We start from the raw sequence: 24274 nt of genomic DNA, 5'->3' as shown, positions 1-24274 counted from the left end.
TTTGAAGTATGTCATAGGGGTGCGAGACGCGCAACGAAGAGAGGAGTTTGTATCGTGACTGAGCAGACCGGAGAATCGGGATGGCGCCGCTTCGCAGCGTACTGGGGACCTGTCGTCGGCTATGCCGGACTGATCTTTTATCTGTCGGCGCAATCGCATCCCGATGACGATCTGCCGTCGCTGTTCGGGGCGGTGAACGACAAAGTGCTGCACGCGCTGGAATATGCAGGGCTCAGCGGGTTGTGCTATCGGGCGTTTCGCTGGGGAGTGCCGGGGACGGCGGCGTCCCGGGCGGTGGTCTTCTCGATTCTGACGGCGTCCCTGTATGGAGTGACCGACGAGATCCATCAATTGTTCGTGCCGTTTCGTGAGTCGAGCTGGCAGGATTGGCTGGCGGACGTGACGGGCTCGATGTTGGGGGCGGTGGCCGCTCACCGGTTGTCGGGCATGACCTGGATCGCGCCCTTTCTTCCCGGGGTCCGTTCGCGCTGACAGATTGAGGCTGTGTCCACGACAACCTTTGGGGCCACTCGATATAGCCCGGCGTATCTGACTGCTGCCAATGGGGCGTGCCTGGTCTGCTCTTGCTGATCAATTCCCGCAGCGTTCGTGACAAACCGTGAGATCGCTCTGTATAATCCGGCGCGTATGACTACTGCGAACCCGGCCCCACCCAAGGGGCCTCTCTCACCGCCAGATCAAGCCCTTGTCGCTCGCACCATTGAATCGCGGCTCAGCCCCGGTCTGGTCTTGCGTGAACTCCAGCCCTTGCCGGGGGATGCGTCGAATCGACGCTATTTCCGCGCGGTCCTGGCCGGCGGGCCGCCCCATTCCGTGATCCTCATGCAATTGGCGGAGCCGGAAGGGTTTAAGCAATCGGAAGAAGCGGTCAGCGGAGCGATGCATCAGATCACCGAGTTGCCGTTCCTGAATGTTCTGGCGCATCTCGGAAAAGCCGGCGTGTCGGTTCCGACGTTGCATTACTATGATCATGCTGCCGGGTTGTTGTACCTCGAAGATTTCGGCGATCTGACGCTGGCGGAAGCGGTGCGCGATGCCGATGCGCCGGGCCTGGAGGCCCGCTACCGACAAGCGATTAATATTTTGGTTCAGATGCAGGTGAAAGCATCGTCGCCGGCCGATCCCGGCTGTCTGGCGTTCCACCGGAGCTTCGACGTGCCGTTGCTTATGTGGGAGTTTGATCATTTCCTGGAGTACGGGATTGTCGCGCGCCAGGGCAAGCCGATGTGCTCGGACGATTGGACAGCGATCCGCGGGGAATTTGAAAAAATCTCCGAACATCTGGCGGGACAGCCGCGTGTGTTCACCCATCGCGATTATCATTCGCGCAATCTCATGGTCGACGGACTACGCCTGGGCGTGATCGACTTTCAGGACGCGCTGATGGGTCCGGCGACGTACGATTTAGCGTCCCTGTTGCGTGATGCCTACATCGCTCTCGATGAACCGCTGGTGGACCGGCTGGTCAATTACTACCTCGATCTGCTGGCCGAGCATCGGCATGTCTGGACCAACCGCGAGGCTTTTCGGCGGTTGTTCGATCTCACGAGTATTCAACGGAACATGAAAGCCGCCGGGCGGTTTGTGTACATCGACCGGGTGAAGGGGAATCCCAAATTCCTGGCCGATATCCCGCGCGTACTGGGGTATGTGAAACGGAATTTGCAGCACTATCCCGAACTCGCCGTGTTGCGCAAGCATCTCACGCCGTATGTGCCGGAATTGCAGTGAAAGCGATGATCCTCGCGGCGGGTTTCGGAACCCGCCTCCGGCCGCTGACTAACACGATTCCCAAACCGCTGCTGCCGGTTGCCGGCACCCCGCTCATTGTGTGGAATTTGATGCTGCTGAAGCAGCACGGATTCCGCGATGTCGTTATTAATCTGCATCATCTCGGCCCGATGATCGAGCAGGCGCTGGGGAGCGGCGCGCAGTTCGGGTTGCGACTGCTCTATTCGCACGAGCCCATCATTTTAGGGACGGGCGGGGGGATCAAGCAGGCGGAGCGGTACTTCTCGAATGAGGCGGTCTTGATTCTGAACGGCGATACGCTGTTTGATTTGGACCTCGCGGCGCTGTGCGCGTTCCATCATGACCGCAAGGCCCAGGCGACGCTCGTGCTGAGAGAAGATCCCGATGCGGTGAAGTGGGGACTCGTCGAAGTCGGGGCAGACGATCGCATCGTCCGGATCAATGGGAAAGGTCGGGCGGAGACGGCCCTGCCGACACAGCCGCGCATGTTTGCCGGCATCCACATTCTGCATTCCCGGCTCTTGCGGGATATTCCACGAGAAGTGGCGTCGTCGATTATCGATCCCTATGTGGCCGCGATCGGTCGAGGCGAATCATTGTTGGGCTATGACCTGAAGGGGTATTGGTCCGATGTGGGGACGCCGGAACGCTACGGACAGGCCGAGCGGGATGTGAAGGCCGGCCTGCTGCGTTTGGAGGACCGAAAGCTTCCTTCGGCCTGACCCCCCGCTAGCTCTCATGCGATTCTGTCCCGTGGTCGAATCGTCCTTCCGGCCGGTCACGTTGCTGCTTAATCAGGCGAGCCAGATAGGTGCGCTGCAAGTGCAGGCGTTCGGCTGCGCGCGTCTGGTTCCCACAGGATTTTTCAATCGCTCGTGTGATGATGTGGCGGCTGTGCGCGTCCATCGACTCGTGATACGGCAGATCGAGGTACGGGAGTCCTGGTCCTTCTTCCCGGCAGAGGTGGGCGTCCTCCGGAAGCAACGCGATCATGTCCGGTTCAATCGCATCGGTCGGACTGAGTACGACGGCCCGGGCAATGACATTGTCCAATTCGCGAATGTTCCCCGGCCAGGGATAGTGCGTGAGGGCCTCCAGCGAGGCCGTACTGAGCGTCGCCGTTGGGCGCTTGGCTTCCCGCGCATGCCGTTCGAGGAAAAATTGCGCGAGGGCGGGAATATCTTCGCGGCGCTCCCGCAACGGCGGCAGGGTGAGGGTAATGACGTTGAGGCGGAAGTAGAGATCTTCGCGGAACTGCCCGGCCTTCACCGCTTGCCGGAGATCTTTATTCGTCGCGGCAATGATCCGGATATTCACGGAGACCGTTCGGGTGCCGCCCACACGCTGAAACTCCCTGTCTTGCAAGACGCGCAAAAGTTTCGCCTGCAACGGCAGCGACATGTCGCCGATCTCATCGAGAAAGACGGTCCCTCCGTCTGCCATTTCCAGCTTGCCCTTTTGCTGCCGGTCGGCGCCGGTAAAGGCCCCCCGTTCGTGGCCGAAGAGTTCATTCTCCAGCAGGGTTTCCGTCAACGCGACACAGTTGATCACTACCAGCGGCATGGCGTGCCGATGGCTCCATTGATGGATGGAGCGGGCGAAGAGTTCTTTGCCGGTGCCACTTTCCCCAAGTAACAGGACGCTGGCGTCGGAGCGTGCGGCCCGCTGTGCGGCTTCGACGACGGTGCGGACGGTCGGGCTGGTGCCGATGATGTTGGCGTAACGGCCGTCGACTTCCGAGCGCAGGTAGGCGACTTGCCGCTTGAGTGAGTCACGCTCAAGGGCTTTGCGGATGACGATGAGGAGGTGATCTTTGTCCAGTGGCTTGGTGAGAAAGTCGTAGGCGCCTTCCTTCATCGCCTCGACGGCGGCGTTCACCGATCCGTGCGCAGTCATGACGATGACGGGCAGATCTTCGACGGGCTTGATCTGAGCGAGCCGCTTGAGGACTTGAATGCCGGTCAGTTTCGGGAGGTCGAGATCGAGGAGAATCAGGTTGGGGGATTCCTGTTCGATCTGATCCAGCGCCTGTTGTCCGTCCCGGGCGATGACCGTCGTATAGCCCGAGGCTTGCAGCCGATCCTCCAGCACGGTGACGATATCCGCGTCGTCGTCGACAATGAGCAGTTTGGCTTTCATGTCCTCAACTACCGCTATCAGATGAGGCGGGGAAGGGGTTCCTCATTGCGCGCATGCACCGAGCACGAGGAGCACTTTCCCAGCCCATCCCTCATCCCTCCATGACGTTCATGACCAGCCCGGTCAACGGTTTCGGGAAGAAGTAGGTGGACTTGTGCGGCATCCGTTCGCCTGCCGTGGCCACATCCTTGACCTCACTCACCTTAGTGGCGTTCAAGAGCAACGCGCCTGTGCCGGTGCCGTTTGCGGCCCAATCCAAAGCTTCGTGGTCGTCTTTGGTATAGAGAATGGCTTCCTGTTCCTGCTGTGTTGGACAGAGCTTCGCGACGACCAACTGTTGCAGGAGTGAGACATCCAGCTTGGTGCGGGGCGAAGCGCTGTCCGGCGGACGATGCGCGGCCTTGAGGGCCAGGGTCAGATAGGCCGCGCGGCCCTTGAGCGCCAATCCAAACATCGGGGTGGTTCGGCCTTGTGTCCGCATCGCGTCGATGAATTGTGCACGAACCGCGGCTTGTGTCTGGCTCGTAAACGGATATTCCTGCAGGTCGAAGGTGTCGGCAAACAGCGCCTTCACTTGATCGAACGACGGCAACGGCGTCGTCGTCACACGGTGTGTGGGCAACACGGTGAGTCCCGGATCTTCGATCGGCGTGAGGAGCATGAGGACGCTGTCGTAGGGCTGCAAACCCTGAACGGTCCCTGTTTGGCCGGCCTGCTGGCGGCGCAGCTTTTGATAATTCAATGCCGTTTCGTACCGGTGATGGCCGTCGGCGATGAAGATGGGCTTGCTGGCCATCGCCGCCACCACTTTCTGAGTGACGGCCGGATCGGAGATGGCCCAGAGGCGTTGCTCGAAGCCGACATCGTCGCGGAATTCTACGGATGGCGCAATCGATTTTGCCGCCTGTGCCAAGGCCGACAGGATGGTGTCCTGGGGATCGGAATAGAGCGACCAGATCGGACTGAAATTCGCGCGGCAAGCTTCCATGAGATTCAAGCGATCGGTCTTGGCGGCGGCGCGGGTGTTTTCGTGCGGATAGATGGCTCCGGTGCCGAACTCTTCCAGCTTGAACGTGGCAATGAATCCCCGCAGCGTTTTTCTCGGGCCCTTCGGATCGGCTCCCGGCGGAACATATTCGATGGTGTGGTAGTAAATCGTCGGCTGCGGGTCCCGTTTCAGCGCGCCCGATTGCATCCATTGCGCGAGCGTGGCGCCGGCTCTGGTGTAGCGGTTGTTGGTCGGGCCGTCACCGGGCTGGTCCATACCCAGTTCCAGGCGAATGACGTTGTGCGGGTTTCGGTCGTAGAGAGCTTTCTGACCGGCCGCGTCGATGATGTCGTAGGGAGGCGCAGCGACATCGCGTGCCGCACCGGCAAGGGTGGCATCGTAGCGCGCACCGCGAAAGGGGAAAATCTGGGCCATGATGGTTTCGTGCTCCTGTGAAAAGTGGTCGGCGTGAATGTGTGATACCGGAAAGGCACTCACCTGACGCCCGGCCCTGTGCCCGTCTTCTCGCCGACACCATGGTGGGGAAAAGAGTGAGCGGGAGGAAAGGTTACCGGTCGCGGGTAATCATGTAGTCGGCGGCGACGATCAGGGCCCGGCGCGCCGACGAGTCTTCAAAGGCTTCCAGTTCGTGCTGCGCGGCGGCAATGTAGGTTTTGGCCCGTTCCATCGCATAGGCCAGCGATCCGGTGCTCTGCATCAAACCCAGAATCCGTTCAAGATCTTCAGGGCTCAGGGTGCGGGTCTCCATCCGGTCCTTGATCATGTTGCGGTCCTGCTCGCTGCAATGGTCGAGCAGATGGAGCAGGGGCAGTGTTGCTTTTCCCTGCCGCAAATCTTGTCCCAGCGTTTTCCCCAAGCGTTCGCCGTCGGCATTGTAATCGAGTGTATCGTCGGCCACCTGGAAGGCGATGCCCAGATACTGGCCGAATCGGAACAGCGCGGACTGTCGCTCCTCGGACGCGTCGGCGAGGATGGCGCCCATGCGGCAGGCGGCGGCGATCAGGCCCGCGGTCTTATGTTCGACGATCTTGATGTAGTCGGATTCCGGCATTGAGGGGTTGCCGTTGTAATACAGCTGAAGGACTTCTCCTTCCGCCATCTTCGTGCAGGCTTCGGCGAGGACCTCATTCATGCCGTGGCTGCGAAACTCCACGATCTGCGCCATGGCTTTGGAGTAGAGATAGTCGCCGACGAGGATACTGATTTGATTGCCCCAGACTTTTCTGGCGGTGCGGCGGCCCCGGCGGATATCGGCTTCGTCGACGACATCGTCATGCAGGAGGGTAGCCGTATGGATAAATTCGATCAGGCTGCCGAGCTGATAGTGCTCGCGGCCGGTATAGCCGCAGAGACGGGCTGATAGCAAAAGAAGAAGCGGACGGACGCGCTTGCCCCCGCTGCTGAGAATATGAGCGGCGACGGTATTGACGAGAGCGACGCTGGAATCGAGATTTTGGCGAACCTGATGCTCGACACCGTCGAGTTCGGCGCGATACGCCTCCCAGACGTCTGCCATGCTATGGATGGTCGAGGTGCTGGGTCCGTTCGACATGCCGCGGATGGTAGGGCAGTAGAGTAAACAAAGTCAAGCAAACAGGGCCGGGATCGGCCCGCGCAATCTTGACAGGGCGGGAGCCCATCCAGTAATGTGCAGTGCAGAAAAGAACAAGAGAGAGACTGCCAATAAAACGACACGATATCGCGTGCTTGCCTCTGCATGTATGAGTGGCCGCTGACCGCGAAGTCATCACCTTCTTCCTAGCGACACGAGATTGCCATGATGCCGATACCCGGGCTTCCACCGAAGCAAGGCCTCTATGACCCTGAACACGAGAAAGACTCGTGCGGAGTGGGTTTTGTGGTCAATATTCAAGGCCAGAAATCCCACACGATTGTCCAGCAGGGCCTGCAGATTCTTGAGAATTTGACCCACCGCGGCGCGCAGGGTTGCGACCCGTGCACCGGTGACGGCGCGGGTATTTTGCTTCAGGTTCCGCATGAATTTTTGAAACGCGCGGCTGGTGATGTCGGCGTGGTCTTGCCGAATGCGGGCGAGTATGGCGTGGGCATGGTGTTCCTGCCGCCCCAGGCCGATCGCAGGCAGCAGTGCGAGCAGCTCTTCGCGAAGGTGATTGCCGAAGAAGGCGTGCGGCTGCTGGGTTGGCGCGATGTGCCGGTAAAGAGCGATGCGATCGGGCCGGTGGCGCGCAGTACCGAGCCGTTCATGCGGCAGATTTTCATCGCCCGCGATGTGCTTAATGAAGCCCAGTTTGAGCGGAAGCTCTATGTGGTCCGCAAGCGGGTTGAAAACGCAGTGGGCCAGTCGGCGATCCAGGGGCGCGAATATTTCTATATCTCCAGTTTGTCCGCGAACACGATTGTCTACAAGGGACTGCTGCTTCCGCATCAGATGTCGGCCTACTATCAAGACCTCAAGGATGCGAGCCTGACGAGCGCGCTGGCGCTGGTCCACTCGCGGTTCAGCACGAATACCTTCCCGACCTGGCCGCTGGCCCATCCCTATCGCTACATGTGCCACAACGGCGAGATCAATACGCTCAAGGGCAATGTGAATTGGATGCGCGCCCGCCAGGGCCGGCTCAATTCCGATCTGTTCGGCAAGGACCTCGAAAAGCTCTATCCGATCGTGTCCGAGCAACAGAGCGACTCGGCCTGTTTAGACAATGCCATTGAGTTTCTGACCATGGGCGGACGGTCGCTGCCGCACGTGATGATGATGCTCATTCCCGAGCCCTGGGTGGCCAATCCGCAGATGGATCTCGATCGTCGCGGGTTCTACGAATATCATGCTGCCATGCAGGAGCCCTGGGACGGTCCCGCAGCGGTCTGCTTTACGGACGGGAAGCTGATCGGTGCCACGCTGGACCGGAACGGCCTGCGTCCCTGCCGCTATCTCGTGACCACCGATGGGGTCGTGGTGCTCGCGTCGGAAGCCGGGGTGCTGCCGATGGAGACGCACAAGATCCGGCAGAAGGGCCGGCTCATGCCGGGCCGTATGTTCCTGATCGATACGGTCCAGGGGCGTTTCATCGATGACGAGGAAGTGAAGGCCGAGATCGTCAGCCGCAAGCCCTATCGCTCATGGGTCACGCAATACCGGATTTCACTGGATGAGTTGCCCGAACCGTTGAACGTGCCGCAGCCCGACCATCCCACCACGCGTCAGCGGCAGCAGGCTTTCGGCTATACAGTCGAGGAGCTCAAAATGGTCCTCACGCCAATGGTGGTGAACGGGGAAGAAGCCATTTCCTCGATGGGCACCGACACGCCGTTGGCTGTGCTGTCGGATCGCCCGCAACTCCTGTTCAAGTATTTCAAGCAGCTCTTTGCGCAGGTCACGAACCCGCCGATCGATCCGATCCGCGAGGAACTGGTCATGTCGCTCACGACGAGCATCGGCCCCAAGCCGAATTTAATGGATGAGAATCCGGAGTCCTGCCGGCGCATTCGGGTGAAGCAACCGATTCTGACGAACGCCGATCTGCAGAAAATTCGGGAGATTGCCGACCCCCAATTCAAGAGCAAGACCTTGAAGATGCTCTTTCGCGTTGCCGAAGGGCCGGAAGGATTGGGCGCGGCGGTGGACGATCTCTGCCGACAGGCGTCTCACGCCATTAAGGACGGGTACAAGTTCCTGATCCTCAGCGACCGCGGTGTGAATGAAGAGTGGGCGCCGATTCCGAGCCTGCTCGGCGTGGCCGCCGTTCACCATCATCTTGTCCGGGAATGCACCAGAACCGAAGTCGGGTTGATTGTCGAAAGCGGCGAGCCGCGCGACGTCCATCACTTTGCCTGCCTCATCGGGTACGGCGCCGGGTCGGTGAATCCCTATCTCGTGTTCGAATCGCTCGTGGACATGGAGCGTGACGGGTATTTGCCGGAAGGACTCGATGCGCAGACCGCTGAAGGGAAGTTCGTCAAGGCCATCAATAAGGGGCTGCTGAAAGTCTTCTCGAAGATGGGGATTTCCACGGTGCAGTCCTACTGCGGCGCGCAGATTTTCGAAGCGATCGGTCTGAACCATGATTTGATCGGCCGCTACTTCACCGGGACGCCGTCCAGGGTCGAAGGCATCGGTATGCGCGACCTCGGCGAAGAAACGCTGCGGCGGCATCGGCTGGCCTATGATCCGGCGCCGATCAGACAGTTGGATTTCGGCGGCGAGATTCATTATCGAATCCAGGGTGAGCATCACAACTGGAATCCGGACACGATCTACAAGCTGCAGCATGCGACGCGAAGCAACGATCCCAAGACGTTCGCCGAGTTTTCGCAACTGGTAAACGATGAGAGCAAGCGGCGCTCCAATCTGCGCGGATTACTCGATTTCAAGTTTCTGCCGGAGCCGATCCCGATCGATGAAGTGGAACCGGCCAAGGAGATCGTGAAGCGCTTTACGACCGGCGCCATGTCGTTTGGCTCGATCAGCAAAGAAGCCCACGAGACGCTGGCAATCGCCATGAACCGGCTCGGCGCCAAGAGCAACACCGGCGAAGGCGGTGAAGATCCTGAGCGATTCAAGCCGATGGCCAACGGCGATTCGAAGAACAGCTACATCAAGCAAGTCGCATCGGCGCGGTTTGGCGTGACCAGCCACTATCTGGTGAACGCGAAAGAACTGCAGATCAAGATGGCGCAGGGCGCGAAGCCGGGCGAAGGCGGGCAGTTGCCGGGCCACAAGGTCGATGAGAACATCGCCAAGTTCCGCTATGCCACGCCGGGCGTGCAGTTGATTTCACCGCCACCGCACCACGACATTTATTCCATCGAAGATTTGGCGCAGCTGATTTTCGACCTCAAGAATGCCAATCCTGAAGCGGCTGTGTCGGTGAAGCTGGTTTCGGAAGTCGGTGTCGGCACCATTGCAGCGGGCGTGGCTAAGGCGCATGCAGACAAGGTGCTCATCAGCGGCGATTCCGGCGGAACCGGCGCGTCGCCGTTGTCTTCGATCAAGTATGCCGGCGGTCCCTGGGAGCTTGGACTGGCGGAGACGCATCAGACTCTGGTGCTGAACGACCTGCGCGGACGGATTCGCGTGGAGACCGACGGGCAGATGAAAACCGGCCGGGATGTGGCCATTGCCACGTTGCTGGGAGCGGAGGAGTATGGCTTCGCCACGGCGCCGTTGATCATCGAAGGCTGCATCATGATGCGGAAGTGCCATCTCAACACTTGCCCGGTCGGCATCGCGACGCAGGACCCTGAACTTCGCAAGAAGTTCAACGGGCAGCCGGAACATATCGTCAATTTCTTCTTCTTCATTGCTGAAGAACTCCGGCAGATCATGGCGAAGTTGGGATTCCGGACGATCAATGAGATGGTCGGCCGCGTCGACAAGCTCAAAGTGCAAAAGGCCATCGACCATTGGAAGGCCAAGGGGCTTGATCTGACGCCGTTGCTGAAGGCGCCGGATGTGGCTGCGGATGTGCCGCGCCATTGCGTGCAGAAGCAGGATCACGGATTGGCCGATGTGCTGGACAATAAGTTGATCGAGCTCTGCAAACCGGCGCTGGATAAGGGCGAGAAGGTCACGCTCGAGCTGCCGATCCGCAACGTGAACCGGACCGTCGGCACGATGCTGTCGAGCCGTATTGCGAAAAAGTATGGGCTGGAGGGACTGCCGCCCGATACCATCTCGATCAAGTTCAACGGCTCCGCCGGGCAATCCTTCGGTGCCTTCCTCTCGCGGGGCATCACGCTGACGCTCGAAGGCGAGTCGAACGACTATATCGGCAAGGGGTTATCGGGCGGGAAGATTATCGTGTTCCCGCCGAAGAACGCGATCTATACGCCCGAGGAAACGATTCTCGTCGGGAACACCTCGCTCTACGGCGCGACGCAGGGCGAAGCGTATTTCTACGGCATGGCGGGCGAACGGTTTGCCGTGCGGAACAGCGGTGTGCGGGCCGTCGTGGAAGGCACCGGCGATCACGGGTGCGAATACATGACCGGAGGCGTCGTCGTCGTGCTCGGGCGCACCGGACGGAATTTCGCGGCCGGCATGTCGGGCGGCGTGGCGTTTGTCTTGGATGAACTCGGCAAGTTCCCGGCGCGCTGCAATACCGGCATGGTCGAGTTGGAGAAAGTCACCACGGCCGAAGACAAGAAATTGTTGCACGAGATGATTACGGCGCACTTTATGTGTACCGGCAGCCGGAACGCGAAGCGCATCCTGGATTCATGGGATGCCATGCTGCCGAAATTCGCGAAGGTCATGCCGGTGGATTACAAGCGCGTGTTGGAAGAGCGGAAGAAAAAAGCGGCGGCGAGCAAATAAAAGGACTACGGGAATGGGCGATCCAAAGGGTTTCATGAAATATGCCCGCGAGGGCCCCAAGCGGAAACCGATCGAGTTGCGCGTGCTCGATTGGAAGGAAATGTACGAGCCCATCGCCGAGGATAAGCTCAAGGTGCAGGGTGCCCGCTGTATGGATTGCGGTGTGCCGTTCTGCCAAGGGAGCACCGGCTGTCCGGTTGTGAATCTCATTCCCGAGTGGAACGATCTCGTCTATCGTGGCCGTTGGAAAGATGCGCTCAAGGCGCTGCACACCACGAACAATTTCCCCGAATTTACCGGCCGACTCTGTCCGGCTCCCTGCGAAGGCGCCTGTGTCCTCGGTATCAACGAGGATCCGGTCTCCATCCGTGTGTTGGAGTGGAACATCATCGACCGAGGATTCAACGAAGGCTATGTCGAGCCGATATTACCGGTCGTGAAGACGGGTAAGACTGTGGCTATTGTCGGGTCAGGTCCATCCGGGTTAGCTGCAGCGCAGCAACTCGCGCGCGCCGGCCATAGCGTCACGGTGTTTGAGAAATCCGACCGCATCGGCGGACTGCTGCGTTACGGTATTCCCGATTTCAAAATGGAGAAGTGGGTCATCGATCGGCGGCTGGAGCAGTTGAAGGCCGAAGGGGTCGAATTCAAGACCAGCGTGACCATCGGAAAAGATATCACCGGCGAGCAGCTGCGCCAGCAGTTCGATGCCGTGGGGTTGACCATGGGTGCCGAGCAGGCCCGCGAGCTGCCGATTCCCGGCCGCGAGCTGAAGGGTGTGCACCTTGCCATGGAGTATCTCGTCCAGCAGAACAGGCGGACGGCGGGCATCGCGGTTCCGGATGAAGCGATCACGGCCAAGGGCAAGCGGGTGATCGTCATCGGCGGCGGCGATACCGGATCCGATTGCGTCGGTACGGCGCATCGTCAGGGTTGCGCGGAGGTGCGTCAGTTCGAGTTGTTGCCGGAGCCGCCTCCGTCCCGCTCAAGTTCGACCCCTTGGCCCCTTTGGCCGATGCAGTTGCGGACCTCGCATGCGCACGAAGAAGGCTGCGACCGGCAGTGGAGCATCTCGACGACGAAGTTTACGGGCCATAACGGCCATGTCACGAAGCTGCACGGAAGCCGCGTGAAATTCGAAGGCGGCAAGTTTATCCCGGTGTCCAACAGCGATTTTGAGATGCATGCGGATCTGGTGCTACTCGCCATGGGCTTCACCGGTCCGGTGAAGAACGGCCTGCTCGACAGCCTTGGTGTGAAGTACGATCAGCGCGGGGCCGTGTCGGTGGATGAGAGTTTCATGACCAACCTCGACGGCGTCTTTGCCGGGGGCGACACCAAGCGCGGCGCCTCCCTCATCGTCTGGGCGATCGCCGAAGGCCGCAAGATGGCCGCGGGGATCAATCAGTATCTACAAGCAGGGAAGTCGGCAAAGAAGTCAGTCGCCTAGATCGATTCCTTCCATCAACCGGATACATTGCCTAGGTATCCCCCGTGCTGGTCACGCGTCTTGCGCCAGGTGGCTGTGCCGCGGAATGCGGCCAGGCGGGCTTCACACACGTCTCATGGTCTAGGGTAAGACCTCCTGAATTTGGTATGCTTGTGCCTTGTAAGGTGAGGTCTGCCGTATCTCGCTGAGCTCTCCTTCCATTTGGAAATCTGCTGGTCTGGTTTTCTGGGCAATGGTAAAGTTCCTAAGAAGGATTCCATTGTGCGGAAGCAGCGTGCGAGAACCGTACTGCATCACAAAGGACACAAGAAGATGAGATATCGAATAGCCATGATCGGGTTCATGCTCGGCAGTTGTGTGTGTGCGACGCAGGCGTTTGCGCAATCGGTACTGGTGCATGTCCAAGGCGAGGAGGGAAGCCGCGAAGCGTACTTCGCCGATATCCTTGTCGTGATGGACCGAACGCCGGTCGATCAACTCTTTGGTCCCACGCGGGTGAAGGAGCTTGATACGACCATCGTCTATGAACATCCTGATAAGCCAGAGTTCAGTTCGCTACGGCTGCAATTTGAATGCGTCGCTAAAGAAACCGTTGACGGGAAGAATATCCCGAAGCAGCCGGCGTTCGATGCCCCGGTGAAGGTGCGGATCGGCGAATTTAGCTGGAAGCTTCGGCGCGAAGATTTAAAGGATGAAAAATTGCCCGCTGGTGATTGGCGCACGTCGCCTTCTCCCGTCTTGTTAAAGCTGCAAAAAATTGCCTGCAATGAAGATGTGATGCGAAGCGCCATTATCAAAACGGCGAAAGCCAAGGATGATGGGGTCATCTTCAGAAAGGAAATTGCCAAGATCGGTCTTCCAAGCGACCTGCAGTTGGTGAAGGCGCAGAGCCCGCCGGACCAACTTGAATTTGTTTGGTGGGTCTTATGGAGTGGGGCGAAGCGCCCGGACCCCTCCGGCAAATGGTCCCGCCGCCCGACCAAAAAAGAGATGGAAGAATATCAAGCCAAGATGGCTCAGATTCAAAAGCAACATGATGAATTCGTCGCTGGGATCAAGCCGCAGCTTGAGGCGAATCTCAAGCACATGGATGCGGAATTCGCCTTCCACAAAATCGCCGCGGAGATCAGGGGCGGGCGAAAACTTTCTCGCAACGAAAGGCATATGCTGACGGTGTGGGAAGGAAAAACGGAACAAGACGTCGCTGCGAAAATGGGGGCTCCCATCGTGTCAGAGGCCGGGAAGCTGCATTTTTTCAGTTACGGTCAAGAGTTTGACAATCGCGTGATCGTTGGGAATCGGCAAGGCGCGGTATGGGAAGAGGGCGTCTATGAACATTGCAGTGTGCAGTACGTCTTGCATCCCGACGACAAGAACGTCTTCCGTGTTGTCGATGTCAGGATTTGGGCGAATTCCAGTCAGTTCGGCCAAGTCGTGTTTGCCTGTGATGGATTGTTGGACGTGCCAAATTAGAGGAGTGCACATGAGAACACGAGGGTGGCTTGTAGTCCTATCAATGCTGGTTGTTTCGGGCGTTGCCGCCGCAGCGTCCTATGATCCGATGGACGACTTGGTTTCAACCGCCAAAAAAGAGATCAATGCGAAGGAGGCCATCGAGAAGTCGAAGGACCGCGTGTTGAATGATCCAAGACGAGAGAAGATGGAGAAGGGGTTTTGGCAATTCTTTCAAGGCAAGAGCGACGCCAAGCCCGGTGAGTATTGCACGGCTGTCTATTGGCAACATGATCAGATGATCACGGTCGTGGGGCCGGGCGGTGAGTATCGAGGGGCGCTTCTGGGGTTTGTCGCGGTTGAGCCGAAACCGACCTTTCCACGGCCGGATAATCCCAAGGAGATTCAGAAGGTCAAGGTGACCTTAACGCAGGGGGCTGATCCCGCCGCAACCATCACGGCTTTTAACCGCACGATTGCGGACTTTGCCGATGAAATACAGTTTGCCGTTCCTACCATTGATGCCGCACTGGCTGGGATGGAAGAGAAGTTGAATTTTAAAATCGAGTATCAAGGCAGTAAAGTTTTTGAACTGGAATGGCATTCTGGTCTTGCCGCGCGGGACATGTTGAAGCGGTGCCTCAAGGGTGAAAATGTGACGGGGAAGGAAGTTCTGTGACGAGACCTTCCTCAGCTTCGGCGCGCAATTCTCATAGGGAAAATAGTGCCAGGAGTCACTGGCTGTCACATGACCAGGTTTGCCGGGGTCTTTACTGTCGACGACAGCAAGCGCGGTGCCTCCTTCATCGTCAGGGCGATCGCCGAAGACCGCAAGATAGCCGAGGATCAATCTGTATCTGCAAGCAGGAAAATCTGCAAAGCAGTCAGTGAAGTAAAGAGGGACTGGCTCCGGCCTCGCCTGTGCCTGTCCCTGCTCCAGCTTCTTGAGGCTGCGGGTCCTGTCACGGCGAACAGCCCCGCCGTGCTCACTCCACCCATCCCCCAGTGGGGCCCTTTCGTTGTGCGCGGCGGGGCGCTCAGTTCGACGTGCCACCCGCCAAATCCGTAGTTACTGCCTCTTGTCCGTGTGTGGGCATTTGTCTATCTCCTTTGGTTGACACGCTTCCCCACAAAAAGTAGCCTGTCCCTATTTCTAGCCTTCGTTCTCGTTTCACATAAGCCCACATGTGCTTAGACCGTTACGCCTCAGGCTCTTGCTCGCTTCAGCTTCGTTGGAAGATCTTTGGGGGGTGGTCGTTTGATTAAGAAGTCAGCTAGGTTCCTTGACGGATGGCGTGTTATGACCGTAGCTTATGTGAAAGGTTTTCACCCGATTGTATTTTTATGGATGAACAAGCTCCAGTAGCCATTGATCTTATCGGTCGTGCTGACAAATCTTACAAGCCTATAGTTGACTTCATAGATTGGTCATCGCTCGCACTAGACGTGCAGGCTTGGAATACCCATCTTTCTATTGTGCAGGAACTTGGTAGCGCCAATTCAGTAAAGCTTGATCGAGCGCGAGAGGTTGCCAAGCGTGCTGCAGCAATTGATACCGGAGCGATTGAAGGGCTTTACCAGCTTGACAGAGGTATCACAATCACAATCGCTGCTCAAACTGCGATGTGGCAGGTTGCATTTGAAAAGGAACAGGAAAAGGTTCGCTTGTTGATCGAGTCTCAATTAGATGCCTATGACTATGTCCTAGATTTAGCGACGAAGTCCGTTCCCATTGCAGAGGCTTATATTCGAGAGCTTCATAGGAAGATTTGCTCGGCTCAAAATACATTTAAAGCTCTGACTTCTGCAGGGATTCAGGAGCAACAATTAAATCACGGAGAGTATAAGAAGTTTCCCAATCATGTTCAGAAAGAAGATGGCACTCTCCATGCGTATGCACCTGTCCAGCAGACGCCTATGGAGATGGGGCGTCTGTGCGAGATCATGCGGAGACAAGACTTTGAATCTGCACATCCTGTGTTACAGGCTGCTTATGTACACCATGCCTTCACACGAATCCACCCATTTCAGGATGGGAATGGCAGAGTTGCACGAGCGTTGGCTTCAATATTCCTATATCGCGCTGCATCAATTCCGCTCCTCGTTTTGGTTGACCATCGTAATGCCTATATTGACGCATTAGAGGCAGCCGATTCTGGGGAGTGCCAAACATTTGTAAACTTTGTAACTTCAAGAAGCCGAGATGCATTTGTTTTGGTTGCGGAAAGCCTTAGGACGGCTGAAGTCGATGATCCAGTTAAGACATCAAGGGCTATAGGAGATCTCTATCTAACCAGGGGGGGATATAAGCACAATCAGGTCGATTTAGCGGGACAGACCTTGTTGCATGCGGTGCAAACGCAAATACAAAAGCAAGTCACCGAAGTTCCGAGGGCTGGAGAGTTACGTTTTGATGTTACTAGGTCTGGTGGAGACATCCAGATGCCACCCACTCCTGATGGGTATCGCACTTTGGTAAGTATCCCCAAAGAGTCGATTGTATTACAGGCGGAGTCGCTGCCGCCTGCTGCGACAAAAGTGAACAGGAATCTAGTAATCTTTGTGCCGAGAAATTGCGGTAGGGATGATGACATTATGATTCTATGCAGGGAGACCAATGATCTCTTGCGAGTGCCAATCTCTAGTGTTCTAGGCAAAGAAAGGATGGTCACTGATTTGAGAGTGGCAATTTTTTCTAACCGTGTTCTGGGAGAGATCCTGTGTCAACTGAAAGCACAGGCTGAATCAGAGCTTAAGCGACACGGTTACTGATTCATGATCTCGAAGAAAGGAATTTGTAAATGGGAGAAGGAAGTTTCAACGTGTCTGGACAATGTCCCCGCAGTCCCAAAGCCTTGCTCGGTGGCATTGCTCACTTGGGGCGGTTTATCGACAAGATTAAACTCCGCCATGCCGGTCAGATTCAGGACTACAACTACATCACGGTCGGGTTCGACAAGTACCTGGTCGATTTCCTGGGGATCGATCCGAAGGCGTTTGAACAAAAAGTATTAGCCAGTGGAACGGATGAGCAATTGCTCGCCTGGGTCGTGGCGAACGGCAAGCCGCATTCGCACGAGGAGATTGCCCAATGGTCGCAGGGGCTGCTTTCTTCAGGACCCAAAGAAGACGCCACGCGCCAACGTTTTCAGGGCCGTCTTGATGAGATTGCGAAGAAACGCGGCGTGCCGGTCAGCTCGCTCCCGCCGGCCTCCACGTGGGTTGATGCGATCGAACTTGACGAAGGCCGTATGTAGGAGATTCCTATGCAGATGGTGAGGCTGGTCTTCCGCTCGTCGCTGAAGGAGCAGGTCCATGCGTTGCTGCACCGCTGTGAGGTGAAGGCGTTCACGGAAGTGAATGAGTCAGTGGGCTATGGCCAGACCGGTCTTGCTGAAGGACTGGCCTTCTACCCCGGCATGAATTCGGTATTCTGGCTTCTCTCGATGACGACCATCAGGCCCGTGTGGCGTCGGCGGTGACAGGCTGGTATGAGGAGACGGCGAAACATCCCGGTTGGCAGAAACCTTCCATTCGCGTCTTTGCTTGGCCCTGTACACAGATTGTCTAGAGCCTTTCGATAGAGACTTGCTGCGGTCCGTTTGGAGTCACGACTTTCTCCTTCTGTGAGCCCTCCCTCTCAATAGCCTGAACGCAAGGCGCCTACTCCCAACGAAGTTTAAAGCTTGGTGTGAGGCGATCTGGATAAGGTGTACCCATTTTGCTGAAGCGTTGTAGCCTTTCTGGGGAGCTCGATTTCTGACCAGCTCACATGGGTGTGAAAGAGGCTTGAGGAAACCATGTTTCTTGTTGGCATCAAGGGTGCTGTATGGTTAGGTAGGCATTCCGTGAGGGATAGGCTCTCGCGAAAATCTGGTGTTCATGCATGGAGGATAGAATGATTCGAACCATCTCGACGGTGACTGCTGCGGCCGTATTGTTTGCCTTTACCCAGGCGCTTGCTCAAGTTCCCGCGCCAGCTCCGGAAGCCACTACACCCGCTCCGGCACCGCAGGCAACCACTCCAGCTCCTGCCCCGGCACCTGCTTCCGCTCCGACGGTGGAGGGGGAAAAGAAGAGCGAGAAGCATGAGATGGGCGATGATCATGAGGGCAAGCGAAAAGGGAAGGGGAAAGGCAAGGGCAAGGGCCACGGTCACGGCAAGAAGCATGGATTGGATCGGGCCGATGAAGCGGCTGGTGAGAACGGCAAGCATGGCCGTGACAATGCTCGGGGACGAGGAAAGCACGGCGATCGCGAAAAGCACGCGGATAAGGACAAGCACGAAGAGGGCGACAAGGCGGAAAAGAATTAAGCGACGTTCCTGCATCGGCAGGAGTGCAGGGTGAAACGGCGGCCGGCTCGAAAGAGCCGGCCGCTTGTTGTTTGTGCCGATGTTAAGAAAAGCAGACTGATGCGAATGCGGAAGAGTTACGCCGCGGGAAGCGTCAGAAGCTTTTTCATCTCGCAGTGCGCCATGACGACGTCAGGGGCGCGCTGTAAAGCTTCGTAGTAGCTGCGCTCAAATCCATCGCCCAGCTCAGAGGGGCGAATCATGCCTCGGACTTCCGTGAGGATTTGCGCAACATCCTCCAGGGTCAGGGTACACTCTTCATCCAGCATCTCATCGATGCGAACCACCACATTGGACAGCGGATGCAGCCAGGTGAACCAGGGATCATTCATCACCAGTTGCAGCAACTGGCCGGTCGAATCGACGCGGCCATAGATCCGTTCGAACGTGAGCTGCTCCGCCACGATCAAGGCCTTGTGAAGCCCCAGCAGCCCCTGCCGCACATCGGTCAGGGTTTGGCGAAGCGGGTTGGTTTTCTGTATCGAGGTCTGTTGCGATGTAGTAGCCATGGGAGAATTCTACCAGGGTTTTTAAATTTTGCAGGCCGTCCATTCCCGGCAATGCATGTCGGGGTCTGGCTACATTATCGGTAGGTCGCTTTCTACACTGTAGAGTCCGGTGATGGTGTTATCGGCCGAATCGACCGCTTCCGCTGGAAGGGGTCTGGCGGTTTGGCGGAGCGGCAGAAAATACGGCGCGATTCGGATTGAATGGGAGCATCGGAGCCGGTGTCAGGTTGTTCGGTGGCAGGGGCGTGCCGAACGCGGAGCGGTTCTGGATCTCAGTCTCGCTGTGTGGTTGTAATCTCACGGGGCTCTCAGTCCCTGGCTTGGTGACGATGTTCCGATTGCCATGCGGATCGGAAGAGAGGCCGATGTCGTCGCCGAGATGGGAGAGGCGCCCGCTGGTGCCGTCATGATTCTGAACCGTGCGACTCTCGGCCAAGCCGATCACGGCAGACAGCGCCAGGCCTGTCATGGCGAGTGCGCACGATGTGAGTATCTGTTTCATTCCCTTCGCGCAGTCCTCGCTAGGACGCACGGTACTTTCCGGTCGAGCGTTCTTCCTGGTACGTACCGGAGCAGCGCGGGTACGTTAATCGGTAATGCGCGTCCCATAAAACGTAAACAATTCTCCGGCCAGATGCCCCATCTCTTCTGAATCAGTCGGCCGTTTTCGGCGGATGTAGTCGTTGAGGATGCGTCCGTCGGCCGTTTTATGCACGTGGGGGAGGGCCAGATTCATGCGGTAGCGTTCGACGGCTCCGGCGACGCGGCTGATAAAGACCACGGTGCCGTCTGATTCGATTCGCTCCACCACGCCGACATGGGTCAACGGATCATTCAATCTGCCGTCGCCGTTGAAGTCCCAGGTGTTGTCGAAGAAGACGAGATCACCGGGTTGCACGGTCGGTCCCTGGTGGAGTCGTCCATGCTGACGCATGTGGTTGTAGATCAACCGAACTCCGTTTGCCCGTCGATCCGTGGTGTTGCTGGTGTACAGATCGATGCCGTGTTCGAGGTAGATGGCGCGGGTGACACCGGCGCAGTCATAGGCCACGCGTCTCCCGTTGCTCTCGATCAGTCTGGCGCCGAGGAGCTTGGTGGCGGTGTGGACGATTCCCGTTCGTGTGACAGTGGCGGAAGGCGACTTCTGGACCGGCGTGATTTCGAAGCGGGAGGCGGGCACGCGCGCGACGGGTGTGTTGGCACAGCCGACGAGTGTCAGGATGGCCACCGTGGCGCCAATCAGCGTGAGACGTCGCGGGTTAGCGGACATTCACGAAACGGCCCTGCGCCGTCTCCCTGAGTCGATCGATATCTTCCCGGCGTGTCACCGACAGCGGGATAGTGTGCGTCAATTCTTCGATCAGTAAATCGGTCGTGAGCGGCGTCTTTTGGTGCAGCGCGCGATAGAGTGCCGCGACGACGGCTTGTTCGATCTCCGAGCCGCTGAAGCCGTCGCTGGCGCTGACGATTTTGCCCAGATCGAATTGCGTGCGGTCTTGCTTGCGGAGTCCCAGGTGAATGTTCCAGATGGCTTCTCGTTCGCCGTCATCCGGCAGATCGACGAAGAAGATTTCATCGAACCGGCCTTTGCGGAGAAGTTCCGGCGGCAGCAGCGTGAGATTATTCGCGGTCGCGATGACGAACACTTCCTGCTTTTTTTCCTGCAGCCAGGTGAGAAACGCGCCGAAGAGCCGGCGGCTCAAGCCCGCGTCGGCATCGCCGCTCCCGCCGCCTGCCGCCATGGCCTTTTCGATTTCATCGATCCAGAGCACAATGGGCGAGAGGGATTCGGCGGTCTCGATCGCTTTGCGGAAATTCTTTTCCGATTCCCCGACGAACTTGTCGAACAGGCGGCCCGCGTCGAGTTTGAGCAGCGGGAGTTGCCATTCTCGCGCGATGGCTTTGGCCGCGAGCGATTTGCCGCAGCCCGGCACGCCGACCAGCATGATGCCCCGTGGCGGTGTCAGGTTGAGCGCTTTGGCCTCGGCCGTGAATCCGACCTTCGCGCGCTCCAGCCAGGACTTCAAATTCATAAATCCGCCCAGCTCAAAGCGGTTGTCTTCAAGCGGATAGTATTCCAGCAGCCCGCCGTCTTTGATCGCCTGGACTTTGCGTTTCAAAATCTTCTGCACATCATCGGCGGACAGCGTGCCGTCTTCGACGACGCATTGCGTAATGACCTGTCTGGCTTGATGCAGCGTCAGTCCACGCAGTGCGCGAAGGATGGCCTCGCGCTCCTGAGCCGAGAGGCCGGCATCGGCCGGCTTGGTGTCGGTGAGGGATCCAAGAATGCTCTGGGCGATAGTCGTTGATCGGGGACGACGGGGCGTGGTTCTGGTTCCGAGCGAGGAGAGGACGCTGTGGAGCATGGATTGCAGTTCGGTGCGATCCGGCAATTGGAGGTCAAGGCGGACGGCCATGGCTTCAAGGTCCGGCGGTAAGACAATCGGATGGCCGGTGAGGATGCAGGTGGATCTGGATCGGCCATAGACCGCCGATACTTCGCGCAGCTGTCGGGTGACGGCCGCGTCCTGTAGGTGGGGGACAAGATCTTTCAGCCAAAAGACGGCTTCGACCGTCAGCCCATTCAAGTGTTGAAGCAGCGCGAGGGGAGTCGCCGTCATCTTGCTGAGTGTGGGGCCGTCGTCGGCGCGGGTGAGGCCCTTTGTGATGGACCATTCGAACAGCGGCATCCGCTCTTGGGCGGCCACGGATTGCAGCAAGGCCAGCACGCGCTCTTCCTCCACCGTCTCAATGACGATCAGTGGGTGACAGGAGCGGATCAGGGTGCGGAGGTCATGGACGCTGGTTGCCAAGGCCATACGAGTGCCATGCTAGCATGTGAGGTGCGCGTCACCAAGCGAACGGATATTTGTTACTTGGACTCCGGCGCCGTGCTCGATACGGATTTCGCACAGCGAAAGCCGATGGTGGCCGAGCGTTGCGCCGGCGGCGAACCGCTACGGGTGGCGGTTCGCAGCATGATGATTTTGCTCTTCCACGATCCGCCGCGCACGCTTCGGTAGCGACCGCTCCGCGGTCCCGGCGGATTCTTTTCCGTCATGTAGGCGTAGTAGTCGAACCCGAACCAGTCCTGGACCCACTCGGCGACGTTCCCCGCCATGTGGTGCAGCCCGTAGGGACTGCGGCCATCCTCAAGCGACTCGACCGGAGCGAGAATCGGAATCTCATGCACATGATACTGCCCGAACATCGCCCGTTTCGGGTCGGGGGGCGCATCGCCCCAGGGAAACAGACCTCCCTCCGTTCCCCGCGCGGCTTTCTCCCACTCGGCTTCGGTGGGGAGCCGCTTTTGCGCGGACAAGCAGAGATCGCGGGCTTCTTTCCAGGTGACATAGAGCGCCGGCCAGCGTGACAGGGTCTCGTCGGTGACGGAGTGGACCGTGATGACATGCCAGATCAATTTTTGGAGCTCGTCGGAGGGCGGCGTCTTCCGCTGCTGCAGAAAGGCGAGATATTCGCCCAGGCTCACTTCGTCGCGATCCATCTCAAAGGCATCGAGCCAGACGCGATTCTGTGGGAGTTCCGTATCGTCGAATTGCGTGCCGATGCCGTACGGATCGTCGTCGATGCGCTTGCTCCCGAGGAGGAAGGTGCCGGCGGGTATGGTGATCGTCGGCGCCGGTTTCGCTAACGCCGCGATGGCGGCGAGGTGACGCGCTAATTCTTGCGACGGTTTGGGCGCGGGGGTGGATCCCGATGCCGGTGTCGAGAGAACCAGCAGAACGCATAGCGAGGGGAGCCAACGGAGGGGTGGCATCAGGTCTTGCTCGGAGATTCCAGCGCCTTGTGGATTTCACCGATCAAGCGCCGCTCGATCTCTGCCGTCTCTTCCTGGCTCACACTCAAGATCCGGCCGCCTTGCGCGACTTTTTCAAATTCGGCGCGGACTCCGAGTCTCGTGATATTCGCAGGAAGGGCCTGCAGGGTGATCAGATATTGATTGCGAAAGCCGGCGACTTCCAGTGAGGCGGGGTTCGACATCTTTCGTTCCGTCACATAGACCGCCTTCTGGTCGCTTTTGAAGCTGACTTTGATGGGATAGCCGTTCTTGGCCAACGATTCTTCTACGACTTTGGCGACGGCCGCCAGTGGCCGCGGCAGCGTCTCGATCTGCGTGCCTTTCTCCTCGATGCGCAGCTGTTGAGCCGCCTGAGCTGAGGCGGTTTTGACGGCTTCGGCACTCGCGCGTTTCGCCTGGGCGAGCTGCGTATTCAATTGATCGGTCAGCTGGCCCATCTCGGCCTTGGCTGATTCCGTGGCCTTCTTCGCATCACGTAGTTCCTGATTCAGCAGATCAATCTGCTGCTGCATAACCTTGTTGCCGTCTTGCAAGGATGAGAGCAAGGATTCCTGCTTCGTCACCTGCTTTTTTAAGGTTTCGTTCTCGGCCTTGAACGGCGACTCATCAGGCTTGCACCCGGCGGTCAGCAGGCAGCAGGCGAGCAGTCCGACGCCCGCTATATGGAAACACAGTCTTGTCACGCTGGGCTCCTGAAAAAGTTGATCGGCCGATTATCTACGGTTCACCCAAGCTTGTCCACGCCGTATTTCTAGAATTGACCGGTCTCCGGCCTGGCGGCTATGCTGAAGTGATGCGCACTAGGATTTATCTCTTCCTGATTCTGTTGAGCCTCGTGATGACGCTGCCGGTCGTTGGTCTGGCCGGGGAGGAGACGGTCGTCTCGATTCCCGTCGAAGACTACGCCCGCTACGATCAGATCATCACCAGTAAGTTTCTCCACTCAGAAACCCAACTCGTGTTGCTCGAACGGAAGACCACGACGCAGATCTCGCCGGAGCAGGACGGGCTGCTGACGAGCGTGTGGTTTCTCAAACAAGCGTATTTCGATGGAACGCTTCCCGTCGAGCTGGCCCGTGGTTTCGTCGCGGTGAATCAAGCGCCGGCGCGAGTAGAAGGCCGGTTTCAATTCGGAACCAGATATCGCTTTGTCTCCGGCAATGCCGTCGAAGAGCCGGAAGTGTCGCTGGCACGGCCGGTCTTGGCCGGCTGGCTCCGATCCGTGCAGGCGATGCCGGTGCTGGACCGGCTGGTGTTTTCGCGCATCGGGTACAACCTTCGCCAGACTGACGCCTTGGTCTATGTCGGCAATCCGCGTCCCGATGGCTCGGGGGCCGGCTTTCTTGTTTGGTTACGCCGGCAAGGAAGCGCCTGGTCGATTTGGGATACGGAAGTGCTGTGGACGGTTCGTATCGAACCGGAGTCTGACGGCGGGCCGTTGCTTGCACCGTGAGCCGTCTCAGCGGT

21 protein-coding genes are annotated in these 24274 nt (G+C 58.3%); 12 read left to right on the top strand and 9 right to left on the bottom strand.

Going from position 1 to position 24274, the window contains the following annotated elements:
- Window positions 1-54: 54 nt before the first annotated feature.
- The 3 genes from NITLEN_RS13250 to NITLEN_RS13240 all read left to right on the top strand — a co-directional run bounded on the left by NITLEN_RS13250 (window position 55) and on the right by NITLEN_RS13240 (window position 2495).
- Window positions 55-492 carry a VanZ family protein gene (locus NITLEN_RS13250; RefSeq protein ID WP_181416859.1) on the top strand — a complete coding sequence of 146 codons (438 nt, stop codon included), beginning with the start codon at window positions 55-57 and terminating at the stop codon, window positions 490-492.
- Between the two features lie 156 nt (window positions 493-648).
- Complete coding sequence (locus NITLEN_RS13245) at window positions 649-1752, top strand: aminoglycoside phosphotransferase family protein (protein ID WP_121990086.1); 1104 nt, start codon at window positions 649-651, stop codon at window positions 1750-1752.
- A 5-nt stretch (window positions 1753-1757) separates the two neighbouring features.
- The gene (locus NITLEN_RS13240) at window positions 1758-2495 is read left to right on the top strand and encodes a nucleotidyltransferase family protein (protein ID WP_245924485.1); all 738 of its coding nucleotides are present in this window, start codon (window positions 1758-1760) and stop codon (window positions 2493-2495) included.
- Between the two features lie 7 nt (window positions 2496-2502).
- On the opposite strand, the gene NITLEN_RS13235 is transcribed toward NITLEN_RS13240, so the two are convergent.
- The 3 genes from NITLEN_RS13235 to NITLEN_RS13225 form a co-directional block, all read right to left on the bottom strand.
- Window positions 2503-3912: a sigma-54-dependent transcriptional regulator gene (locus tag NITLEN_RS13235; protein WP_121990084.1), complete on the bottom strand. Its 1410-nt coding sequence runs from the start codon at window positions 3910-3912 to the stop codon at window positions 2503-2505.
- Window positions 3913-4003: 91 nt separating this feature from the next.
- Window positions 4004-5335, bottom strand: a complete 1332-nt coding sequence (locus NITLEN_RS13230) for a DUF1015 domain-containing protein (protein WP_121990083.1) — start codon at window positions 5333-5335, stop codon at window positions 4004-4006.
- Between the two features lie 133 nt (window positions 5336-5468).
- Window positions 5469-6437: a polyprenyl synthetase family protein gene (locus NITLEN_RS13225; RefSeq protein ID WP_121990186.1), complete on the bottom strand. Its 969-nt coding sequence runs from the start codon at window positions 6435-6437 to the stop codon at window positions 5469-5471.
- A gap of 264 nt (window positions 6438-6701) precedes the next feature.
- Here NITLEN_RS13225 and gltB point away from each other — a divergent pair, with 264 nt between their 5' ends.
- The 8 genes from gltB to NITLEN_RS13180 all read left to right on the top strand — a co-directional run bounded on the left by gltB (window position 6702) and on the right by NITLEN_RS13180 (window position 18436).
- On the top strand, window positions 6702-11219 hold the full coding sequence (gene gltB, locus NITLEN_RS13220; protein WP_121990185.1) for a glutamate synthase large subunit: 4518 nt from the start codon (window positions 6702-6704) through the stop codon (window positions 11217-11219).
- A gap of 13 nt (window positions 11220-11232) precedes the next feature.
- Window positions 11233-12669 carry a glutamate synthase subunit beta gene (locus tag NITLEN_RS13215; RefSeq protein ID WP_121990082.1) on the top strand — a complete coding sequence of 479 codons (1437 nt, stop codon included), beginning with the start codon at window positions 11233-11235 and terminating at the stop codon, window positions 12667-12669.
- Between the two features lie 312 nt (window positions 12670-12981).
- Window positions 12982-14142 carry a hypothetical protein gene (locus NITLEN_RS13210; RefSeq protein ID WP_146216187.1) on the top strand — a complete coding sequence of 387 codons (1161 nt, stop codon included), beginning with the start codon at window positions 12982-12984 and terminating at the stop codon, window positions 14140-14142.
- 10 nt (window positions 14143-14152) lie between these two features.
- On the top strand, window positions 14153-14800 hold the full coding sequence (locus tag NITLEN_RS13205) for a hypothetical protein (RefSeq protein ID WP_146216186.1): 648 nt from the start codon (window positions 14153-14155) through the stop codon (window positions 14798-14800).
- A 665-nt stretch (window positions 14801-15465) separates the two neighbouring features.
- The gene (locus tag NITLEN_RS13195; RefSeq protein ID WP_181416858.1) at window positions 15466-16893 is read left to right on the top strand and encodes a Fic family protein; all 1428 of its coding nucleotides are present in this window, start codon (window positions 15466-15468) and stop codon (window positions 16891-16893) included.
- A 29-nt stretch (window positions 16894-16922) separates the two neighbouring features.
- A complete protein-coding gene (locus NITLEN_RS13190; protein WP_121990077.1) occupies window positions 16923-17378 on the top strand; it encodes a DUF5069 domain-containing protein in 456 nt (151 codons plus the stop codon).
- Between the two features lie 9 nt (window positions 17379-17387).
- Window positions 17388-17603 (top strand): hypothetical protein, encoded by a 216-nt coding sequence (locus NITLEN_RS13185; protein WP_121990076.1) that lies wholly within the window; start codon window positions 17388-17390, stop codon window positions 17601-17603.
- A 416-nt stretch (window positions 17604-18019) separates the two neighbouring features.
- Window positions 18020-18436: a hypothetical protein gene (locus NITLEN_RS13180; RefSeq protein WP_121990075.1), complete on the top strand. Its 417-nt coding sequence runs from the start codon at window positions 18020-18022 to the stop codon at window positions 18434-18436.
- 116 nt (window positions 18437-18552) lie between these two features.
- On the opposite strand, the gene NITLEN_RS13175 is transcribed toward NITLEN_RS13180, so the two are convergent.
- The 6 genes from NITLEN_RS13175 to NITLEN_RS13150 form a co-directional block, all read right to left on the bottom strand.
- Window positions 18553-18984, bottom strand: a complete 432-nt coding sequence (locus tag NITLEN_RS13175; protein WP_121990074.1) for a hypothetical protein — start codon at window positions 18982-18984, stop codon at window positions 18553-18555.
- 118 nt (window positions 18985-19102) lie between these two features.
- Window positions 19103-19486 carry a hypothetical protein gene (locus NITLEN_RS13170; protein ID WP_146216185.1) on the bottom strand — a complete coding sequence of 128 codons (384 nt, stop codon included), beginning with the start codon at window positions 19484-19486 and terminating at the stop codon, window positions 19103-19105.
- An 84-nt stretch (window positions 19487-19570) separates the two neighbouring features.
- Window positions 19571-20254, bottom strand: coding sequence for an NlpC/P60 family protein (locus tag NITLEN_RS13165; RefSeq protein ID WP_121990072.1), 684 nt, complete (start codon window positions 20252-20254; stop codon window positions 19571-19573).
- On the bottom strand, window positions 20244-21806 hold the full coding sequence (locus tag NITLEN_RS13160) for an AAA family ATPase (protein WP_121990071.1): 1563 nt from the start codon (window positions 21804-21806) through the stop codon (window positions 20244-20246). Before NITLEN_RS13160 ends, NITLEN_RS13165 begins: the two co-directional genes overlap by 11 nt.
- A 53-nt stretch (window positions 21807-21859) precedes the next feature.
- Window positions 21860-22765, bottom strand: a complete 906-nt coding sequence (locus tag NITLEN_RS13155) for a formylglycine-generating enzyme family protein (RefSeq protein WP_121990070.1) — start codon at window positions 22763-22765, stop codon at window positions 21860-21862.
- Window positions 22765-23490: a hypothetical protein gene (locus NITLEN_RS13150; RefSeq protein WP_121990069.1), complete on the bottom strand. Its 726-nt coding sequence runs from the start codon at window positions 23488-23490 to the stop codon at window positions 22765-22767. Before NITLEN_RS13150 ends, NITLEN_RS13155 begins: the two co-directional genes overlap by 1 nt.
- On the opposite strand from NITLEN_RS13150, the gene NITLEN_RS13145 reads away from it, so the two are divergent.
- Window positions 23484-24260, top strand: coding sequence for a hypothetical protein (locus NITLEN_RS13145; RefSeq protein WP_121990068.1), 777 nt, complete (start codon window positions 23484-23486; stop codon window positions 24258-24260). The genes NITLEN_RS13150 and NITLEN_RS13145 overlap by 7 nt on opposite strands.
- Window positions 24261-24274 lie beyond the last annotated feature (14 nt).

Source organism: Nitrospira lenta, assembly GCF_900403705.1.
Classification (GTDB): Bacteria; Nitrospirota; Nitrospiria; order Nitrospirales; family Nitrospiraceae; genus Nitrospira_D; species Nitrospira_D lenta.
This window is presented reverse-complemented; position numbering and strand designations above follow the sequence as displayed.